Genomic DNA, 18,176 nt, shown 5'->3' on the forward strand with positions numbered 1-18,176 from the left:
GAACAGCTCCAGAGTGACCTGGACAGGTTCATGAACGAGTATAACTGTAACCGCCCGCATCAGGGCTATAGACTAAACGGCTGCACCCCAGCAGAACGACTTATCGCGGCTCCAAAAGCTGCTTGATTGTAAACACGTTGACAAGACAATACAAATGAAGAATAAAGAGTAAGTAGTGTAGAGTGAAGAGTGATGATGCGATGCAGATACTTGTGCATGCCGGACGCCTTCGTCCGGCGTGTGAAGTGTGACGTGGTGTACGCGGACGAGGGCGCTTGCCCACCACTACATAAAGACTCGGCCTAATAGATGACTAATGATCGCTCATACTTCAGGTCACAGATTCATTCTTCATTCTAAATTCATCATTCTGCTTTCTACTTCTTCCACTTGATGGTGCAGCCTTTGGCAATGGTGGCGGGCTCAGCAATCGCCTCGGGCGTTCCGGCCAGAAGAGCGGTAATGGCATCTCTAAGATAGTGCCGGTTGACGTCATCAGGATCGCGGCTGTCGTCGATGGCACCGCGGTAGCGGAGGATCAGGCCGCGGTCGAAGAGATAGACGTGCGGCGTCACGCGCGCCCCAAAGGCCTTTCCGACCGACTGGTCGGGGTCGAAGAGGTAGGGGAAGGGATATCCCTTTTCGGCGGCGCGAGCCTTCATGAAGGCCGGGCCGTCCTCGGGGACGAACGAGGTGTCGTTTGAAGCGACGAGCAGAAACTGAACCCCGGTTGCGGCGAACCGCCGGCCGAGATCGATGATGCGCTCTTCATAAGCCACATAGACCGGACAATGGTTGGCGGCGAAGATGACGCAGACCGCCCGGGCAGTATCCTTCAGAGCGGATATGGCGACCGGCCGGTCGTCGATGGCGTTGACCAGCGTGAAGTCAGGCGCCTGTCTGCCGATCTCGAGTTGCGGCACAAGGTCCGACGCATAGGTAGTAGTCAGTAGAGAGACAGATATAGCGAGCGCGAATGACGCTGCAGACGCGGAGCGAAGTCTATGGTGCATAAGGCGTTACCTGTGAATTGATGCGAGGTGACCGGCGAGTGCCGTTGCAGGTTATACGGGGGGGATGCGGGTGGTGTTCCAGGTTTGCCATTATCAAAGAGTGCGGAGCAAAGAGCAGATTGGGAAGATTGGTTGTCGACTATTCGTCCGTTATTTGTATCTTGATCCTCTACGCTTTACGTCGTGGCTGGCGGATGCCCTCGTCTGCCCGCAATGCGCTGGCGGATGCCCTCATCCGCCAGCCACGAATGATCTGTAGTCATAGACACGCAAGCGACAGGACCGGTATCCTGTCCTACCCCACGCCATCCTCTAAATCCGCCTTCCCTACGTCCCGTGCTGCCAACTCTTCAGGTATTCTTCCTGCTCCGGGGTCAGGGTGTCGATCCGGATGCCGAGCGCCTGCAGTTTCAGGGTCGAGACAGTCTGGTCGATCTCGGGCGGGACGGTATGGACGCCGAGCGGCAGATCGTGCTTTGCGGCGAACTCGCTCGTCAGCGCCTGCACCGCGAACGACATGTCCATCACCGAAGCCGGATGGCCCTCCGCCGCTGCGAGGTTGATGAGCCTTCCTTCGCCCAGGAGGTTGATCTTGCGTCCGTCTTTCAGGACATATTGATCGACGTTACGCCGGACGCCGGGGCGCTTTTCGACCGCCATCTGCTCGAGGCCGGGGATGTCGATCTCGACGTTGAAGTGCCCCGAGTTGGCGACGATCGCGCCATCTTTCATTGCCGCGAAGTGCTCCGGCCGTAGGACGTCGATGTCGCCGGTGAGGGTGCAGAAGAGGTCGCCCCACGGGGCGGCTTCGGCCATTGGCATCACCAGAAAGCCGTCCATGACTGCTTCGATAGCCTTGATCGGATCGACTTCGGTGACGGCGACGATGGCGCCCATCCCCCGCGCCCTCATTGCAAAGCCGCGTCCACACCAGCCGTAGCCGGCGACGACGACCCTCCGGCCGGCGAGCAGGACGTCGGTCGCGCGGACGATCCCGTCGATGGTGGACTGGCCGGTGCCGTAACGGTTGTCGAAGAAGTGCTTAGTCAGCGCGTCGTTGACCGCGATGACCGGATACTCCAGCGCGCCGTCCTGGTGCATCGCCTTCAGGCGGATGACGCCGGTCGTCGTCTCTTCCATTCCACATTTCATCTGTGCGGCCATGGCGGGCATTTCCTGATGGAGCGTCGTTACCAGGTCGCAGCCGTCGTCCATCGTGTAGAGGGGCTTGTGCTCGAGCGCCTGATGGATGTGGCGGTAGTAGGTGGTATTGTCTTCGCCGTGAATGGCAAAGACGGGGATGTTGAAATGCTGCACCAGCGCTGCGGCGACGTCGTCCTGGGTGGAGAGCGGGTTGGAAGCGCAGAGCCGCACATCGGCGCCACCGGCTGCGAGCGTCCGCATCAGATTGGCGGTCTCGGCGGTAACGTGGAGGCAGGCTGCCATCTTGACGCCTGCGAGGGGCTGCTCGCGTGAGAATCGCTCGCGAATCTGCGCCAGAACGGGCATATCCTGATCGGCCCAGAGAATGCGCCGGCGGCCCTCGTCGGCAAGCGCCATGTCGGCTACGTCGTAAGGTATAGTCATATCGCTATGAGGTTGGGAGCGCAGAGCCATGAGGTGAAGTCCCTTGAGTTGCTATGTTTGATCTGCGTAACGCCGCCTTCCAGGCGGCAGCCGTCAGGATGACGGCGTTACGTTGCAATTGCCGTCAGGATAACGGCGTTACGTTGCAGTTGCCGTCAGGATAACGGCGTTACGTTGCAATTGCCGTCAGGATGACGGCGTTACGTTGCAGTTGCCGTCAGGGGATGACGGCGTTACGTTGCAGTTGCCGTCAGGATGACGGCGTTACGCTGCAATTGCCTTCAGGATGACGGCGTTGCGTTGCAATTGTCGTCAGGATAATGGCGTTACGTTGCAGTTGCCGTCAGGATAACGGCGTTACGTTGCAATTGCCGTCAGGATGACGGCGTTACGTTACAAATGCTGTCAGGATGACGGCGTTACGTTGCAATTGCCGTCAGGATGACGGCGTTACGTTACAAATGCTGTCAGGATGACGGCGTTACGTTGCAATTGCCGTCAGGATGACGGCGTTGCGTTGCAATTGCCGTCAGGATGACGGCGTTACGTTGCAGTTGCCGTCAGGATGACGGCGTTGCGTTGCAATTGCCGTCAGGATGACGGCGTTACGTTGCAATTGCCGTCAGGATAACGGCGTTACGTTGCAATTGCCGTCAGGATGACGGCGTTACGTTCTGCATTCTTCATTCAGCATTCTCCTCTTCTACCAGCCGCCTTCCAGTCAACTTGAGGAAGACATCCTCGAGTGTCGGTTCGACGGTGCGAAAGTCGAGCAGCCGCCGGCCGTCGGTCGAAGCGGCCTGGATCAGAGCGCTGCCGGCTTCGCCATCTGCCAGCAGGGCTTTGACGTGCGTCGAAGCGCCGTCGGGTGCGACCGAAGACGAAAGCCGCGAGACGCCGCCAAGGTTCTGCCAGTGGGCGGGAGTCGGTTCAGAGCCGGAAATTGTCAGTTCGAGCGCAGTCTCTTTCTGGACCATCCTCTTCAGCGCCCTGGGTGTGTCGCAGGCTACGACCTTCCCGTGGTCGATGATAGCCACGCGGTCGCACATCTCATCGGCTTCGGCCATATAATGCGTCGTCAGGAGGATCGTCGCCTGCGGACGTTCGGCGAGCCAGCCCTTGACGAATTTGCGGACGTCGAGCGCGCTCGTAACGTCGAGGCCGACGGTTGGTTCGTCGAGGAAGAGCACCTTCGGCTCGGTTACGAAACCTCGCGCAAAGTTGATACGTTGCCGTTGGCCGGTTGAGAGTTTGTTGACCCGGACGCCGGCAAGGTCTTCAAGCCGGACAGCTTTCAGCATCGTTTCAACGCGGGGTCGGGCGTCGCGCCAGGGGATGCCGTAGAGTTCGGTAAAGAGGCGCAGGTTCTCCCGCGCGTTCAGGATGCCGTATCCGCACGACTCGCCACCGGAGACCGAGTTGATGAGGCGGCGCACCTGCCATATGTCGCGCTCGACGTCAAGCCCTTCGACCAGCGCCCGTCCGCCTGTTGGCGAAAGCAACGTGCAGAGGATCCGAATCAGCGTCGTCTTACCGGCGCCGTTCGGTCCGAGTAGTCCGAAGAGTTCGCCCCGCCGCACCTGAACGGAGATCCCGTCGAGGGCGGTCAGGATGCTTTCACCACGTTCCCGACGGGCGATCCGGTCGAGCCTGAAACGCCGTACCAGAGTGTCGGTTTCTATGGAATAGGTGGACAACGATGCGGAAGGTTAGTGGTGCCGTCCGGAACTTCACTCCAGCAATGGCCGGAGCGGCGATTGGTCAGCCCGGATGTTCGACTTCATTCAGCAGGACTAAATCCTCGACGGCCATACGATCGATTGTGGTTTTATCCCGCCGCTCCAGAACGACAATTGCTTCCATTGCCGCAGCCTGCTCGGCGGATTTCTTGGATGGACCGCTCCCGGTTCCAAGCACGCTGTCGGCGACTGAGACCTCGACAACGAAGATCTTGGCGTGATCCGGCCCCGACTCGCGAATGACACGGTAGCGCGGCGACTCGAAGCCCCGTCCTTGGGCGAACTCGAGCAGGCGGCTCTTGTGGTTGCTGTCGCGACCGTGAGCGATTAGAGTGTCGAGCGTCCTTAGCGCGGTCCGTTCGACGAAACATGCAGCCGCCCGAAAACCGCTGTCGAGGTAGATTGCGGCGACGATCGCCTCATAGGTGTCTTCGAGGATAGAGTTGCGGCGACGACCGCCGTTGCGCGATTCGTTCTGGCTCAAGTAGAGAAATTGCCCCAGCGTGAGGTCGCTCGCGACTCGCGCCAATGCTTCGCCGCTCACAATCATCGCTTTCAACTTGCTGATCTCGCCCTCTGATGCCTCGGGCCGGCGGCGGATGAGTTCTTCGATCACGATCAGATCAAGGACCGAGTCGCCCAGCAATTCAAGCGTTTCGTTGGCGTCGGAGGGAAGCCCGCCGGTGTCGGCAAGGTGGGAACGGTGCGTCAGGGCGCGGCGAAGCAGCGAAGGGTCGCGGAAGCGATAGCCGAGCGCATGCTCGAGCGCCGCCAATCGGCGGTCCCGGGATCCTGCCATGAGGAGCCGGAAACCACCGATGAGACTATGCCATACGCTTGACCGCAATGCAGGCGTTGTGTCCGCCGAAGCCAAAGGTGTTGGAGAGAGCCGCCTCGACCTGAACCCGGCGCGCGACGTTCGGGATGTAGTCGAGGTCGCAATCAGGATCGGGCGATTCGTAGTTGATGGTCGGTGGCAGGACGCCGTCGCGCAGCGCCAGGAGCGTCGCCGCCGTCTCGACAGCGCCGGCAGCGCCAAGCAAATGCCCGTGCATCGACTTGGTCGAACTGACCGGTATTTTGTAAGCGTGATCGCCGAAGAGGGATTTGATGGCCTTCGTCTCGGAGGCATCGTTAAGCGGTGTCGAGGTGCCGTGGGCGTTGATATAGCCGATGTCGGTCAAGGATAGTCCGGCATCCTCGACCGCAGCCTTCATCGCGCGCAACGCGCCGTGCCCATCCTCGGGCGGAGCCGTTATGTGATGGGCATCGCCGGTGAATCCGATGCCGGCGATTTCGCCGTATATCGTCGCGCCGCGCCGACGGGCATGCTCAAGTTCCTCGAGCACCAGTATCCCGGCACCCTCACCCATCACAAAGCCATCCCGGCCGGCATCGAAGGGCCGCGAGGCATGCTCGGGGTCGTCGTTGCGGGCCGAGAGCGCTTTAAGAGCGCAGAAACCGCCCAGCCCGGCTGCACAGACCGGCGCTTCGGCTCCACCGGTGATCATCACTTCGGCAAAGCCGTAGCGGATCTCGCGCATCGCACTGCCGATGGCATGCCCCGACGTAGCGCAGGCCGAGGTCGTCGCATAATTGGGGCCGCGGAGGTCGTAACGTATCGAGACGTGCCCGGCAATGATATCGGAGATCATCATCGGAATGAAGAACGGCGTTACCCGTCGCGGTCCTCGTTCGTGGATGGTGCGGACGACTTCCTCGAAAATGTACATTCCGCCGATACCGGAGCCGATGATGACGCCGACGCGATCGCGGTCGGTCGCGCTGAAGTCGACTCTGGAGTGTTCGACCGCCTGCACCGCGGCTCCAATGGCAAACTGGCAGAAGAGATCGAGATGACGCAGTTCGCGCTTCTCTATGTAGTCTTCGGGGTTGTAGTCCGTAACCTCGGCGGCGATTTGGGTCGGATATTCGGACGAGTCCATTCGCGTGATATGGCGGACGCCTCCCCGACCGGCGACAAGGTTATCCCAGAAGGCCGCGAGCGAACTACCGACCGGCGTAACTACGCCTATGCCGGTAACGACGACCCGTCGCGGGGCTGCCAGAGCGGCGGACACCGCTTTAGCCTTTCTCAGAGAGTTTAGCCTTCAGGTAGTCGATCGACTTCCCGACGGTGGTCAGTTTCTCGGCTTCCTCGTCGGGGATTTCAATGCTGAACTCCTCTTCGAAGGCCATGATGAGTTCGACGGTATCTAGCGAATCGGCACCGAGGTCGTCGATGAATGAGGCTTCATTGGTAACTTTTGCGGCATCGACGCCAAGGCGCTCGACGATGATTTCACGGACGCGACTTTCGTAGTCCATTCTGCCCTCCCGGGGGTCTTTGTGAGATTGAATTTATGGTAAAATGTGTTATTTCGGTTCAGCGACTACGGCTTCGTTTCTTGGGCTCGGGTCTTGTGACAGGCTCCGGGACACCTTGGACTGTGGAAAGTCCATCGCTCTCCGCCGGTGCGCGCAAACTCCATTTCAGACCGCGACGAAACGACCTTAAATACTTGACGCGGCTGAAATAACTGTCAAATGCGCCTTCGATCTGCGCCTCGATGAGACTATCTATACCGGCACGGGCGATACGGGCGGCTTTGAATATCGAAGCCGCAATCGAGTCGGCATCCGATGCGCCGTGACAGATAAGCGAGACGCCCTTCACCCCTAACAAAGGTTCTCCGCCCAGGCTCTGATAGTCGAATGCTCTCGCCAGATGTGCCGCACCGGACTCGGCGGCCAATTCGGGCATCAATCGGCTGAGGAGCGGGGGCAGACCTTCCAGCATCTTCAGGACGACGTTGCCGGTGAAGCCGTTGGTAACGACCACGTCGGCGATGCCGGCCGGCAGGTCGCGGCCCTCGACATTGCCAATAAAGTCGAAAGGACTCTCGGCAAGCAGCCGGTGTGCTTCGACGACGGAATGTTCGCCGATACCGGACTCCCGACCGACATTGAGCAGGCCGATCCGGGGCAACTCAACTCCCAGCACCACCCGCGCATAGACCTGACCCATCACGGCAAACTGCACCAGGTGATGCGGGCTTGCAACAAGACTGGCTCCGACATCGACAAGGAACATCGGCCCGGCTGCAGTCGGAAGGACAGCGCCGACGGCCGGACGGGTGATGCCGGAACACTTTTCCAATTCGAGCAGCGATGCCAGCACTTGAGCACCGGTTCCACCGGCCGATACGACGGCATCGAACTCACCCCGCGCATGCAGTCTCAGCGCCGTCCGAATGGCTGAGTCGGGGTCCGAGCCGACCAGATGAGGATCCTCCGCATCCGGGGGGGTCATCGGAATGTCGAGGAAGGCAAGTTCTGGCGGCAAGGCGCCGGTCAGGCTGCTCACGACCTGAGTGCGATCACCGACCAGGACGACTTCAAGTTCCGACATCCCTTCCTGGACTGCCAGTTCCATCGCTCTACGGGCACCCTCGACAGCAATGTCCGGTGCCCGATCACCCCCCAATGCGTCAAGCGCAATGCGCATCGCAAGTTCTCAAGGGTTCAAGTTCTCGGTTGAGTATTGAAACCTTAACGCTTAAGCACTTGAGCGCTCCAGCGTCTTAGAAATTCTACGCTTCCCGCGGCTTGATGACCTGACGGCCTTTGTAGTATCCGCAATGCGGGCAGGCGTTATGCTGCAGAGAGACCTGATGGCAGTTCGGGCATTCGGCGATGCCGGCTGCCTGCAACTTATGATGGCTGCGCCGCTTGTCGCGACGGGCGCGGGATGTCTTGGCCTGGGCTATTGCCATTGTTTACTCGTCGTTAGAGCCGCGCACCGGGCAGCGGCAGGGTTCAAGATTTAAATTGGCGCCGCAGCGCGGACATAGCCCGCGGCAGTCGTCGCGACAGAGCAATTTCATCGGGATTGCGAGCACCAGGGCGTCGCGCACTTCAGTCGAGACGTCGAGGCTTTCGTCACCTGGCCGGTAAGTGCGCAGATCGTCGCCCGGCATCTCGTCGGGCAGCGGCTCGTTTCGCTCGACGAACATTACCTCGAAGCGACCACCCAAATTGCGGTTAAAGGGTTCGCCGCAACGATCGCAGAGGAACGATCCATCTCCCTGCGAAGCGACCGCGACTGCGACCTTGCCAAAGCGCTTATCAGCTTCGAGGGAGACAGTAATGATGTTCGGGAAAACATCGGAATCGAGCCCGACGGCGGACGCTTCGACACGCTCGACCCAGCGGTTCACTCCGGCAGCGAGCGCGGCGATGCGGATCATCATAACCGCAAAATATAAGGTGGGAGATAACCTTTAGTCAACCGCCCGGCGTGAGGATGAGAAGCCGGACGCAAAAGAGCGGAATAGTGCAATCGTGCAGTGGTAAGAAGGGGAGGGAACCGGTCTGCCTGGAGGGCGGAAATCAAGCCGTCTGTAGTGGCGGGATTAAACCCGCCCTCCAAGTTCTATCTCTCAATCAGAGCACCGGCAGATAGGATCGGCGTTCGTAGTCCGTCACCTGCATCCGGTATTCGTCCCACTCGATCAGTTTATTCTCGATGAACTTTTCGAAGACGTGATCTCCCAGCGCCTCTTTCACCAGCGAACTCTCCTGGGCGAGAATCACCGCTTCGTATAGGCTTCCCGGCAGCGTCCCGATGCCGAGCCGTTCACGTTCGGACGGGGTCAGGTGATAGATATCCTCCTCCACTGGCGAAGGCGCTTCCAGTTTCTCCTCAATCCCTTTCAAGCCCGCTGCCAGCATCACCGCAAAGGCCAGGTAAGGATTGGCTGCCGGATCGGGCGACCGCAGTTCGACGCGGGTTGACTTCTCTTTTCCGATCCGAATCCGCGGCACTCGCACCAGCGCCGAGCGGTTCATCTGGCCCCACGAAATATAGACCGGAGCCTCGTAGCCTGGCACCAGCCGTTTGTAAGAATTGACCGTTTGATTCAGCACTGCTGTGATCTCACGGATATATTTCAGGAGTCCCGCCAGATAGTGCCGTGCCGTCGTTGAAAGGCTATAGTCGCCGTTCGGGTCAAAGAAAGAGTTTCGCCCGCCGCTGAAGAGCGATTGGTGGGTGTGCATCCCGGAGCCATTCACGCCGAACATCGGCTTCGGCATAAAGGTTGCGTAATAGCCTGCCTGCCGGGCGATCTCCTTGACGATGAACCGATAGGTAAGGCAGCGCTCGGCCATCTCAAGCGCACTGCCGAAGCGGAGGTCGATCTCGTGCTGCGACGGCGCAACCTCGTGATGTGAATACTCGACCGGAATGCCCATCTCCTCGAGAGCAAAGATCGTCTTTTTGCGCAGCAGCGTCCCGATCTCATTGATCGAGGCGTCGAAGTAGCCGCCGTGGTCGAGAATCTCGGTTGAATTGGAGTCCTTAAAGTAGAAGTATTCCAATTCCGGCCCGACGAACAGGCTGAAGCCCATCGCGGCAGCGCGCTCGAGGTTGCGCTGCAGGACATACCGGGGGTCGCCGGGATAAGGTTTGCGGTCGGGCGTCTTTAGGTCGCAGAACATTCGCGCGGCTTTGTAGCCGCCATTGGAGGGGAAGATCGCAAAGGTCGCCGGGTCGGGATGAGCCATCAGATCCGACTCGTGAATCCGCGCAAAGCCCTCGATGGAGGATCCATCGAAGCCCATACCCTGCTCGAAAGCATCCTCGAGTTCCCGCGCCGGGATCGCAAAGCCCTTGATGTGGCCGTTGATGTCCGAAAACCATAGCCGGACGATTTCGATCCCGCGATCGTGAACTTCTTTGAGGACGCCTTCCTGATCGAAAGGCATATCTAACTCCTTGATAATTGGGAATAAACGGTGAAGGTTGAGGCGCCATTGCCGGCATATGGTCCGGCCGGGGTCAAGGCTGCAACTGCCGTGGAAGATGTCGCAAGGTAATGAACCGCACCTCGAAAATCAAGCCTCACTCTCACCTCTCGCAACGATGGGGCAACTCGGGGGATCGCGTCAGGGACTTTGAAAGCAGCGACTCCTGTTCCTATCTTGAGAGGTGAACATCAAGCGCGGTTTGGGACAAGCCCTCCTATATGGAGCGGCGGCACTTGCCGGATGGGCGTTGGCAGGTCTTTTTAGGCCTCCCGCTCCCGAACCGGATCCGCTCGCTCCAACCCCGGCGCTCGGTCGAGCCATCGCCACAGCACTGCATCAAGTCCTGACCGATGCCTATTTTGCGCCGTTGGAACGGCTCTCGGCTTACATGCTCGAGCACCCCGATCGAGGCGAGGTCAACATCGACCAAATGGCCAAGTGGGCACCCGATGACGACCTCCCGACCTGCTTCGTCTGGTGGACCGACGGCAGCCGTCTCGCCACCGACCATCCGGTCGATCCCGACGCGATGCAGATAGTGCTCGACAATCTGCGGAGCACCTTAGGTGAAGGCCTCCGCCCGGGTCAACTCTTCATACGTACCTTTAAAGCGCACGGTGAGCGCCACTGGCTTGGATTCCTGCCGGTGCCGATGACGAATCTGATGCCTTACCAGTTCGCCGGCTGCTTCTTTTCCATCGACCGTTATCTGGAGAAGGACGTCCCCCGCCTGATCGACGGGTTCATCGACCGGCCGCGCTTCCCGCTGGCGGAGTTCGAGAGCGATCATCCGGGAGTCCGCCCGGACGGACATGTCGCGCTGCGAATCCTGAACGGCGACGATGAGGTCTTCCTGGAGCGGGGCCGGACATTTACGCCGGAACAGTTGCTCTATTCCGAGTCGAAGTCCAATCCCGGGCCGGTGATTGTGGCTTTGCAGCGCAACTGGGACCTCGAAATCTACAGTTCCCGTTACCGGCAGACCACCCCGGCGCCTTCACCTATTCCGGCATACGCGGCTCTTATGTTGGCTATGGTAATGGCCATTACCGGGTTTCTGCTGCTTCGCACTGTCTCGCGTGTCGGTACATGACTTCCTACCCGCTGAAGTCCCAAACTTACAACACTGTTCCTTGACCGCTCACTCACTTTACACCCGTGCCCGCCCCCGACTTGCCGAGATCGCTCCCTACGAACCGGGCAAGCCGATCGCCGAGGTTGAGCGCGAGTTAGGCCTCACCGGCGTGGTGAAACTGGCCTCCAATGAGAACCCTCTCGGACCATCACCGCGAGCGCTGGAGGCTGTCGGAGAGGCTCTTCGCGGCTTGCACCGCTACCCCGACGGTGCGGCATTTGAACTGCGGTCGAAACTGGCTGTACGGCACGGCGTCTCCTTTGACTCGGTGGTTATGGGCAACGGCTCGACGGAACTGGTGGAACTGGTAGCCGAAGCCTTTATCGGCGACGGCGAGGAGGCGGTTATTGGGCGCTATGAGTTCTTCAAATACCGCATTGCAGTCCAGATCATGAACGGCGTCGTCTGCTGGGCCGAAATGCCGGGTCTAGGTTACGATCCTGATGCGCTTCTGAGGGCTTTGACTCCGCGGACTAAGGTGCTCTTCATCGCCAATCCTAACAACCCGACCGGGACCTTGCTTGACCGGGATGGCACGGACTATCTGATAAACCGGGTGCCCGGCGACCTGATCGTCGTTTTCGATGAAGCCTACTACGACTATCGCGTTCCGGAGGTCTATCCCGACACCCTCACATATGTTCGTGAGGGCCGTCCGGTGATCGTCTTTCGCACTTTTTCCAAATCCTATGGACTGGCCGGCCTGCGCGTCGGCTATGCCATCGCCCCGTTGCCCCTGGCGAACGCCCTGCAGCGGGTTCGCGAGACCTTCAATGTCAACTCGTTAGGTCAGGCGGCGGCACTAGCGGCGCTTGACGACGACGACTTTCTGGCCCGCAGCATCGCCCTCAATCGCGAGCAGATGATGGTCTTCGAGTCGGAACTGCTCCGATTGGGGCTTAAGTTTGTCCCGAGTGCTGCGAATTTCCTGCTCGTCCGGACGCTGCTGCCGGGACGGGAGTTGTTCAACCGCTTGCTGCGACTTGGCGTTGTCGTCCGGCCCGTCGATTCCTATGGCCTTAACAATTACGTCCGGGTCTCGATAGGACTTCCGGAAGAGAATCGACGCTTCTTCGACACCTTGGGCGAGGTCGTTGGATGACGATAACGGCGGTTTCTGCGGTTCGGGGTGAGATTGCCTAGGCAAGCGTGTCATGGGCGATCTTATTCGTCTTATGATGGATGCTGACCTTCGTCAGCATGATGCAGGTGATTGATGCTGACCTTCATCAGCATGATGCAAGACCATACAGTGATGGACCTCTTCAACCGCATCCTGCTTTCCCTTCTCTATCTTCTGACTATCACGGTCGTCGTTTTCGTCGCAATAGACGCATGGGACTATTGGGCGACGCCGGGCATCGAGCGACCTTATCACCCCCGTCATTCGGATTATAAGCCTTCAGGCCGGATCGCTCACGGATTAGGGATTGCCGGATCGTCCTTGATGGTGGCGCTGCTCACCTATTCCGCACGTAAGCGGCTGCGAATCTTCCACGGCCGAGGCAACATTCGCTGGTGGCTCAACTACCATATCTGGATGGGAATCACCGGCCCTCTTTTAGTCGTCCTGCACACATCGTTCAAGATCGGGGGGATAGTCGCGGTTTCGTTCTGGTCGATGGTCGGGGTGGCGCTCTCGGGTATCCTCGGTCGCTACCTATACCTGCAAATCCCGCGCACCCGGACCGGCGTTGAATTCCCACTTAAAGACCTGCAGAACGAAGAGATCCGTATGACAGCCGATCTAATGGATCGGTTTAACCTATCCGGAGACTCACTGGCGGCGGTGCAGGACTTCGAAGCAGGTCGAGCCAGGAGTGGGCTGCCCGGCCTATTCGGTATGCTTCTCGACAGCATTACCCGACCTTACCGACTGCACTTGCTCAGGAGGCGTTTGCAATCCGGGGGGAATCTCGACCGCTCAACTTTTCAGCAAGTGCTGCGTCTCGTCCGACGTCGGGTACTGCTATCCCGTCGCATTCGGTTCCTTGACACGGCACATCAGTTGCTGCATCACTGGCACGTTATCCACCGCCCGTTCGCAGTGGTGATGTTGGTGATTATGGTGATTCACATTGTCGTGGCGCTCCTGTTCGGCTACGTCTGGCTGCTTGGGCCTGAGGGCTCATGATGCCAGACGGGCACTTTTTTGAAGGATAGTTGCGAATGTTAACTTTTGCTATTGCAACTATCGGTCAAAGACGCTAAATTCAACTCGTGATGTCATCGGACCTGACTGGACATCACCTTCAGCCCGGCCTTTACCCTAAGGAGAGTTGGATGCCTCGTAAGTCGTCTTTAGCGGGCGCTCGATGCCGAAGATAGCCGTCATACCCGGGGACGGGATCGGTATCGACGTTACCCGTGAGGCTTTGAAGGTTCTCGCCGCTATTCGCGACCAGGGCGTCGATTTGACCTGGGATGAGTTCGATTACGGCGCCGAGAAGTATCTCGCCACCGGAATCACCCTCCCCGATGCCCAGATCGACGAGTTTCGCCGCCACTACGACGCTGTCTATGTCGGCGCGGTCGGCGACCCTCGCGTCCCCGATATGAAGCATGCTGCCGACATTCTGCTCGGTCTCCGATTCAAACTCGACCTCTACGTCAACTACCGTCCCTGCCGACTGCTCGACGAATCGCTCTGCCCTCTGAAGGGCAAGCGCCCTTCCGATGTCAACTTCGTCGTTTTTCGTGAGAACACCGAGGGAATGTATGCCGGCGTCGGCGGGCACCTGAAGAAGGGCACTGCCGACGAGGTGGCGCTTCAGACTTCGATCAACACCCGCAAGGGCGTCGAGCGGATCATTCGCCACGCCTTCGAGTATGCCAGGACATTCGGCCTAACCCGGGTGACGATGTCCGACAAGTCGAACGCGATGCGCTTCGAGGGTGACCTTTGGCAGCGGACGTTCTACGAGGTGGCTGCCGAATATCCGGACATCGAAGCTAACCATTGGTACATAGACGCGCTCCTGATGCAGATGGTGAAGCGACCCGAGCAGTTTCAGGTGATCGTCACGTCCAATATGTTCGGCGACATTGTAACCGATATGGGCGCGCAGATTTGCGGCGGGCTCGGTCTGGCGGCATCGGGGAACATCCATCCCGGGCGGGTGTCGCTCTTCGAGCCGGTGCACGGCTCGGCGCCGAAGTATGCCGGCAAGGATGTAGCCAATCCCCTGGCTGCGATCCTGACCGCGGGACTGATGCTGGAGCACCTTGGCCATCCGCAATGGACCTGGCAGCTTGAAGATACTGTCAAGGAGATGATTGCTTCCGGCGAAGTGCCGGTCGATATGGGAGGGAAGTTGGGGACGGCGGCGACAGGGGATAGGGTGGTGAGGGGGCTATAGTAATCCTAGATCTCTAAGCCTTGCCCTTAATGAGGCATCTCTTCCTATGTATTTGAAACCATGAATTTTAACAGACCTATTGTCAGGCATGATTTCGGAATCAAAGTAAGGTGCAATAGGCTGGAGATGATCGATAATGCCATTTTCTGCAAATTGAAAGACAACGCCTGCCAGGTGATCTGCCAACTGTAAGATGCGAGTGTCGTGGGAGGGACGGCAAGGTGAATACGGTTTCAATGACATTATCCAACGGTGCCCAGCGATGCCCCTGCTGCTGGAAAGTCCTTTGCAAGCTTTGCAATATTCGGTCTTGAGTAGTTGTCCGTCGGTCGAACACAATGATTCCCTTATGCCAAAACCCTTCGGCCCATCTCCGCTTCAAAAAGAGATTGAACCTTGAACTGAGCTGTTCGAACACCTCGTGCTCGATGGTGCTTTTCAGCGGACCACAGGTATGCTTATCAATGATGACGCAAAAAGAACTGAAATCCCTGTGATGAAGTTGCCAAACCGACTCAATACGAGTCCATAGTGCGTTGCGATCATCGTGTGTCAGGTGCGAATAAACACCCTTTCCATGCCGCAGGTGCTTGAAATGAAACTCGACCCGTACTCCTGCATCCGGAAAGAAATCTCGTTGGATGTTTTCGATGTATTCAGTGACTTTTCGCCAGGCGCCTTCAAAGAGTGCTATGCCAGCCAGAACGTAGTGTCTGGTCGATTCCGCCCCCAAACCGGTATCACCGGATTCATCTACGTAGAGGATATACATTGGTTATCTCGGATAGAGTAAACGCTGGGTGGTTTCCCAACGAGGCCCCCTACGAAGCCTCTCCCAGCGTTGATATAGGATACGAAACGACTTTGTCAAAGTCAAGCAAAATCGAATCCAATGAGGTTCGCTTAACAAATTGACCCTCGCTGAGAAGATCCTCGCCCGCCATTCGGGTCGCGACCGCGTCAAGCCCGGCGACCTAATGATGGCGAAGGTCGATATGGTGCTCGGCACCGACGTCACCGTCCCGCTCTCGGTCGAGGTTTTTCGCTCGATGGGCGCGACGCGCCTTTTCAATCCGGCGAAGGTCGTCCTCGTCAACGACCACTTCGTCCCGGCCAAGGACGTCCAGGCCGCGACGCTCTCGCAGACGATGCGCAACTTTGCCCGCGAGCAGGGTGTCGTTCATTACTACGAGGTCGGAAGGTCGGGGATCTGCCATTCGCTTCTGCCCGACGAAGGCCTCGTCGCACCGGGGGACCTCGTTGTCGGCGCGGACAGCCATACCTGCACTTACGGCGCGTTAGGCGCCTTCTCAACCGGCATCGGCTCGACCGATATGGCTTGCGCCTGGGCATTGGGGGAACTCTGGTTCCGCGTTCCGGAGACGATCCGGATCGACCTCTATGGTGAACCGGCTCCCTATGTCGGGGCCAAGGACATCATCCTAAACGTTATCGGAACACTTGGCGTCGATGGCGCGATCTATCAAGCACTTGAATTCGGCGGTGAAGCAATCCGCCAAATGACCATGGACGGACGGATCACGCTCTGCAATATGGCTATCGAAGCCGGCGCCAAAGCCGGCCTGATCGAACCGGACTGGACCACCGCAGCCTATATTGATGAAATCCGTCGCCGCAAGGGGCGTCCGGCGATGCCCGAAGCAGCCCTCGACCTGACCAGCGATCCCGATGCGCGTTATACGCGGCGGCTTGCCTTCGACGTCGGCTCCATCCGGCCTACCGTGGCGGTTCCCTACCTGCCATCGAACATTGCACCGGCGGCTGCGTTGGGTGACATCAAAGTTGATCAGGTAGTGATTGGCTCCTGCACCAACGGACGGATCGAGGACTTCCGTATCGCTGCCGAAGTGTTGGGCGAAAGGCCGGTTCATCGGGAAGTTCGGCTGCTCATCATCCCGGCTACGCCTGAAATCTATAAAGCGCTCATCAGCGAAGGTCTTGCCGCGCAATTTATGGAAGCCGGAGCGGTTATCACGCCACCTACCTGCGGGCCTTGCATCGGCGGGCATATGGGGGTTCTGGGTGCCGGTGAGACCGGCCTCTTCACCACCAACCGCAACTTTCACGGCCGCAACGGGCATCCCGATTCACGGGTCTATCTGGCTGGACCGGCAGTGGCCGCGGCGAGCGCGGCAGCCGGGAGGATCGTTGAGCCGGAGAGATGATGCGCTCACTGACTCTCTCGCCTGCCAATAGAGCAAAGTTCACTATGACCAACGATAGAGAAGAGCGGATCACCTTCGAACGGCTCTCCGACAGCCTCGGTTTCCGGGTCAACTATCTGGCGCGGCTGATGCGCAGTGAACTGGAGTTTCGCATCAAGCCGTTTGGGTTGAACGGCACTACCTGGCCGGTGATGGTTGCGCTCTACGAACAGGACGGTCAGTCCCAAAGCGATATTGGCGACCGCACCGGAATGGACGCGCCGACGATGACCCGGGCTCTCGACAACCTCGAAGCGAGACGCTACATCGACCGCTACCGCGACGACCACGACCGCCGGGTGCAATTGATCCTGTTGACCCGCGAAGGTCGCAGCGTCGCCATCCGCGCAGCGCAAATCGGTGAGGAAATCAACCGCGAAACAGTCCAGTTGCTGTCGGAAGAGGAGCGGGAGATTCTTTGGAGCAGCGTCTCGCGAATCGAGACTGCTCTGAAGAGCCTGATCGAAAAACGGGTGGATTATTATGCTGACGAGGCGAGTCGGGTATGACCATTGTGTGGGTTAGCGGGCAAGCGAGTAGACGGGTAAGCGAGTAGCGGGCTTCAGAATTAGGGAGGTTTGTTGGGAGTTGCTTTCAAATACGGCGATTCGGTCGATACCGACGTCATCATTCCGGCGCGTTATTGCACCCGGTTCGATGCGGTTTATCTGGCGCAGCACTGCCTCGAAGACCTCGACGCGACATTTGCCAGCCGGGTCCGCCCCGGAGACATCGTCGTGGCAGGCGAGAACTTTGGCTGTGGCTCGTCGCGCGAGAACGCGCCGATTGCCATCAAAGGCGCCGGTGTTGCGGCGGTTATCGCAAAATCGTTCGCCCGCATTTTTTACCGCAACTCGATCAACATCGGCCTGCCGATCCTGATCTGTCCCGACGCCGTTGAAGGCATTCAAGACGGTGATAAAGTCGAGGTCGCACCCGCCAACGGGACGATTCGCAACCATACCCGGGGCGGGGAGTGGCAGGCAGCGGCGTTTCCGGCCGAGATCCAGGGCATCATCGAAGCCGGGGGACTGGTTGGCTATGTACGAGCCAGACTCCAAAACGCAGCCTCTTGACGCTCGTGGAGGGCGGGTTTCAACCCCCCAATAACGGATAGGAATGTCTGCCCTTCTGCACGGGCGACGCTGTGCAAAATCACCCAATCAAACGTCGGATACTGTGCCAAACCACACCTATACTGCATCAGTCCGTCCGGTATAGGCCAATAGCCTTGTAGATAGCCCGTTAGAATCACGTAAGTATCTAATAATCAGTTATGGAACGATATTTGCAAATGCGACCTTTAC

18 protein-coding genes are annotated in these 18,176 nt (G+C 58.8%); 7 read left to right on the forward strand and 11 right to left on the reverse strand.

Going from position 1 to position 18,176, the window contains the following annotated elements; all coding sequences use genetic code 11:
- Positions 1-377: 377 nt before the first annotated feature.
- From FJY67_00005 to FJY67_00050, 10 genes are all read right to left on the reverse strand, one after another.
- Positions 378-1,013, reverse strand: a complete 636-nt coding sequence (locus tag FJY67_00005) for a thioredoxin family protein (GenBank protein ID MBM3327841.1) — start codon at positions 1,011-1,013, stop codon at positions 378-380.
- 327 nt (positions 1,014-1,340) lie between these two features.
- Entirely contained in the window at positions 1,341-2,600 is a 1,260-nt protein-coding gene (locus FJY67_00010; GenBank protein ID MBM3327842.1) for an adenosylhomocysteinase, read from the reverse strand.
- A 683-nt stretch (positions 2,601-3,283) separates the two neighbouring features.
- Positions 3,284-4,297, reverse strand: a complete 1,014-nt coding sequence (locus FJY67_00015; GenBank protein MBM3327843.1) for an ABC transporter ATP-binding protein — start codon at positions 4,295-4,297, stop codon at positions 3,284-3,286.
- Positions 4,298-4,361: 64 nt separating this feature from the next.
- A complete protein-coding gene (gene rnc, locus FJY67_00020; protein ID MBM3327844.1) occupies positions 4,362-5,138 on the reverse strand; it encodes a ribonuclease III in 777 nt (258 codons plus the stop codon).
- Between the two features lie 25 nt (positions 5,139-5,163).
- Positions 5,164-6,408: a beta-ketoacyl-ACP synthase II gene (gene fabF / locus FJY67_00025; GenBank protein MBM3327845.1), complete on the reverse strand. Its 1,245-nt coding sequence runs from the start codon at positions 6,406-6,408 to the stop codon at positions 5,164-5,166.
- 16 nt (positions 6,409-6,424) lie between these two features.
- Positions 6,425-6,667: an acyl carrier protein gene (gene acpP, locus FJY67_00030; protein ID MBM3327846.1), complete on the reverse strand. Its 243-nt coding sequence runs from the start codon at positions 6,665-6,667 to the stop codon at positions 6,425-6,427.
- Between the two features lie 58 nt (positions 6,668-6,725).
- Entirely contained in the window at positions 6,726-7,847 is a 1,122-nt protein-coding gene (locus FJY67_00035; GenBank protein MBM3327847.1) for a phosphate acyltransferase, read from the reverse strand.
- Positions 7,848-7,932: 85 nt separating this feature from the next.
- Positions 7,933-8,115, reverse strand: coding sequence for a 50S ribosomal protein L32 (locus FJY67_00040; protein ID MBM3327848.1), 183 nt, complete (start codon positions 8,113-8,115; stop codon positions 7,933-7,935).
- Positions 8,116-8,118: 3 nt separating this feature from the next.
- A complete protein-coding gene (locus FJY67_00045) occupies positions 8,119-8,592 on the reverse strand; it encodes a DUF177 domain-containing protein (GenBank protein MBM3327849.1) in 474 nt (157 codons plus the stop codon).
- A gap of 193 nt (positions 8,593-8,785) precedes the next feature.
- The gene (locus tag FJY67_00050) at positions 8,786-10,108 is read right to left on the reverse strand and encodes a glutamine synthetase (protein ID MBM3327850.1); all 1,323 of its coding nucleotides are present in this window, start codon (positions 10,106-10,108) and stop codon (positions 8,786-8,788) included.
- Between the two features lie 223 nt (positions 10,109-10,331).
- On the opposite strand from FJY67_00050, the gene FJY67_00055 reads away from it, so the two are divergent.
- The 4 genes from FJY67_00055 (at position 10,332) to FJY67_00070 (ending at position 14,644) form a co-directional block, all read left to right on the forward strand.
- The gene (locus FJY67_00055) at positions 10,332-11,243 is read left to right on the forward strand and encodes a hypothetical protein (GenBank protein ID MBM3327851.1); all 912 of its coding nucleotides are present in this window, start codon (positions 10,332-10,334) and stop codon (positions 11,241-11,243) included.
- Between the two features lie 40 nt (positions 11,244-11,283).
- Positions 11,284-12,387, forward strand: coding sequence for a histidinol-phosphate transaminase (locus tag FJY67_00060; GenBank protein ID MBM3327852.1), 1,104 nt, complete (start codon positions 11,284-11,286; stop codon positions 12,385-12,387).
- Between the two features lie 114 nt (positions 12,388-12,501).
- Positions 12,502-13,419, forward strand: a complete 918-nt coding sequence (locus FJY67_00065; GenBank protein MBM3327853.1) for a hypothetical protein — start codon at positions 12,502-12,504, stop codon at positions 13,417-13,419.
- 181 nt (positions 13,420-13,600) lie between these two features.
- Positions 13,601-14,644, forward strand: coding sequence for a 3-isopropylmalate dehydrogenase (locus FJY67_00070; protein MBM3327854.1), 1,044 nt, complete (start codon positions 13,601-13,603; stop codon positions 14,642-14,644).
- Positions 14,645-14,744: 100 nt separating this feature from the next.
- Here the strand turns inward: FJY67_00070 and FJY67_00075 are convergent, their stop codons facing one another.
- Complete coding sequence (locus FJY67_00075) at positions 14,745-15,416, reverse strand: DUF3800 domain-containing protein (protein MBM3327855.1); 672 nt, start codon at positions 15,414-15,416, stop codon at positions 14,745-14,747.
- 139 nt (positions 15,417-15,555) lie between these two features.
- On the opposite strand from FJY67_00075, the gene FJY67_00080 reads away from it, so the two are divergent.
- The 3 genes from FJY67_00080 (at position 15,556) to FJY67_00090 (ending at position 17,945) form a co-directional block, all read left to right on the forward strand.
- Positions 15,556-16,830 carry a 3-isopropylmalate dehydratase large subunit gene (locus tag FJY67_00080; protein MBM3327856.1) on the forward strand — a complete coding sequence of 425 codons (1,275 nt, stop codon included), beginning with the start codon at positions 15,556-15,558 and terminating at the stop codon, positions 16,828-16,830.
- Complete coding sequence (locus FJY67_00085) at positions 16,827-17,378, forward strand: winged helix-turn-helix transcriptional regulator (GenBank protein MBM3327857.1); 552 nt, start codon at positions 16,827-16,829, stop codon at positions 17,376-17,378. Before FJY67_00080 ends, FJY67_00085 begins: the two co-directional genes overlap by 4 nt.
- Positions 17,379-17,450: 72 nt before the next feature.
- Positions 17,451-17,945, forward strand: coding sequence for a 3-isopropylmalate dehydratase small subunit (locus FJY67_00090; GenBank protein ID MBM3327858.1), 495 nt, complete (start codon positions 17,451-17,453; stop codon positions 17,943-17,945).
- Positions 17,946-18,176 lie beyond the last annotated feature (231 nt).

The sequence above is a fragment of the Calditrichota bacterium genome (assembly GCA_016867835.1).
Taxonomy (GTDB): Bacteria; Electryoneota; AABM5-125-24; order Hatepunaeales; family Hatepunaeaceae; genus VGIQ01.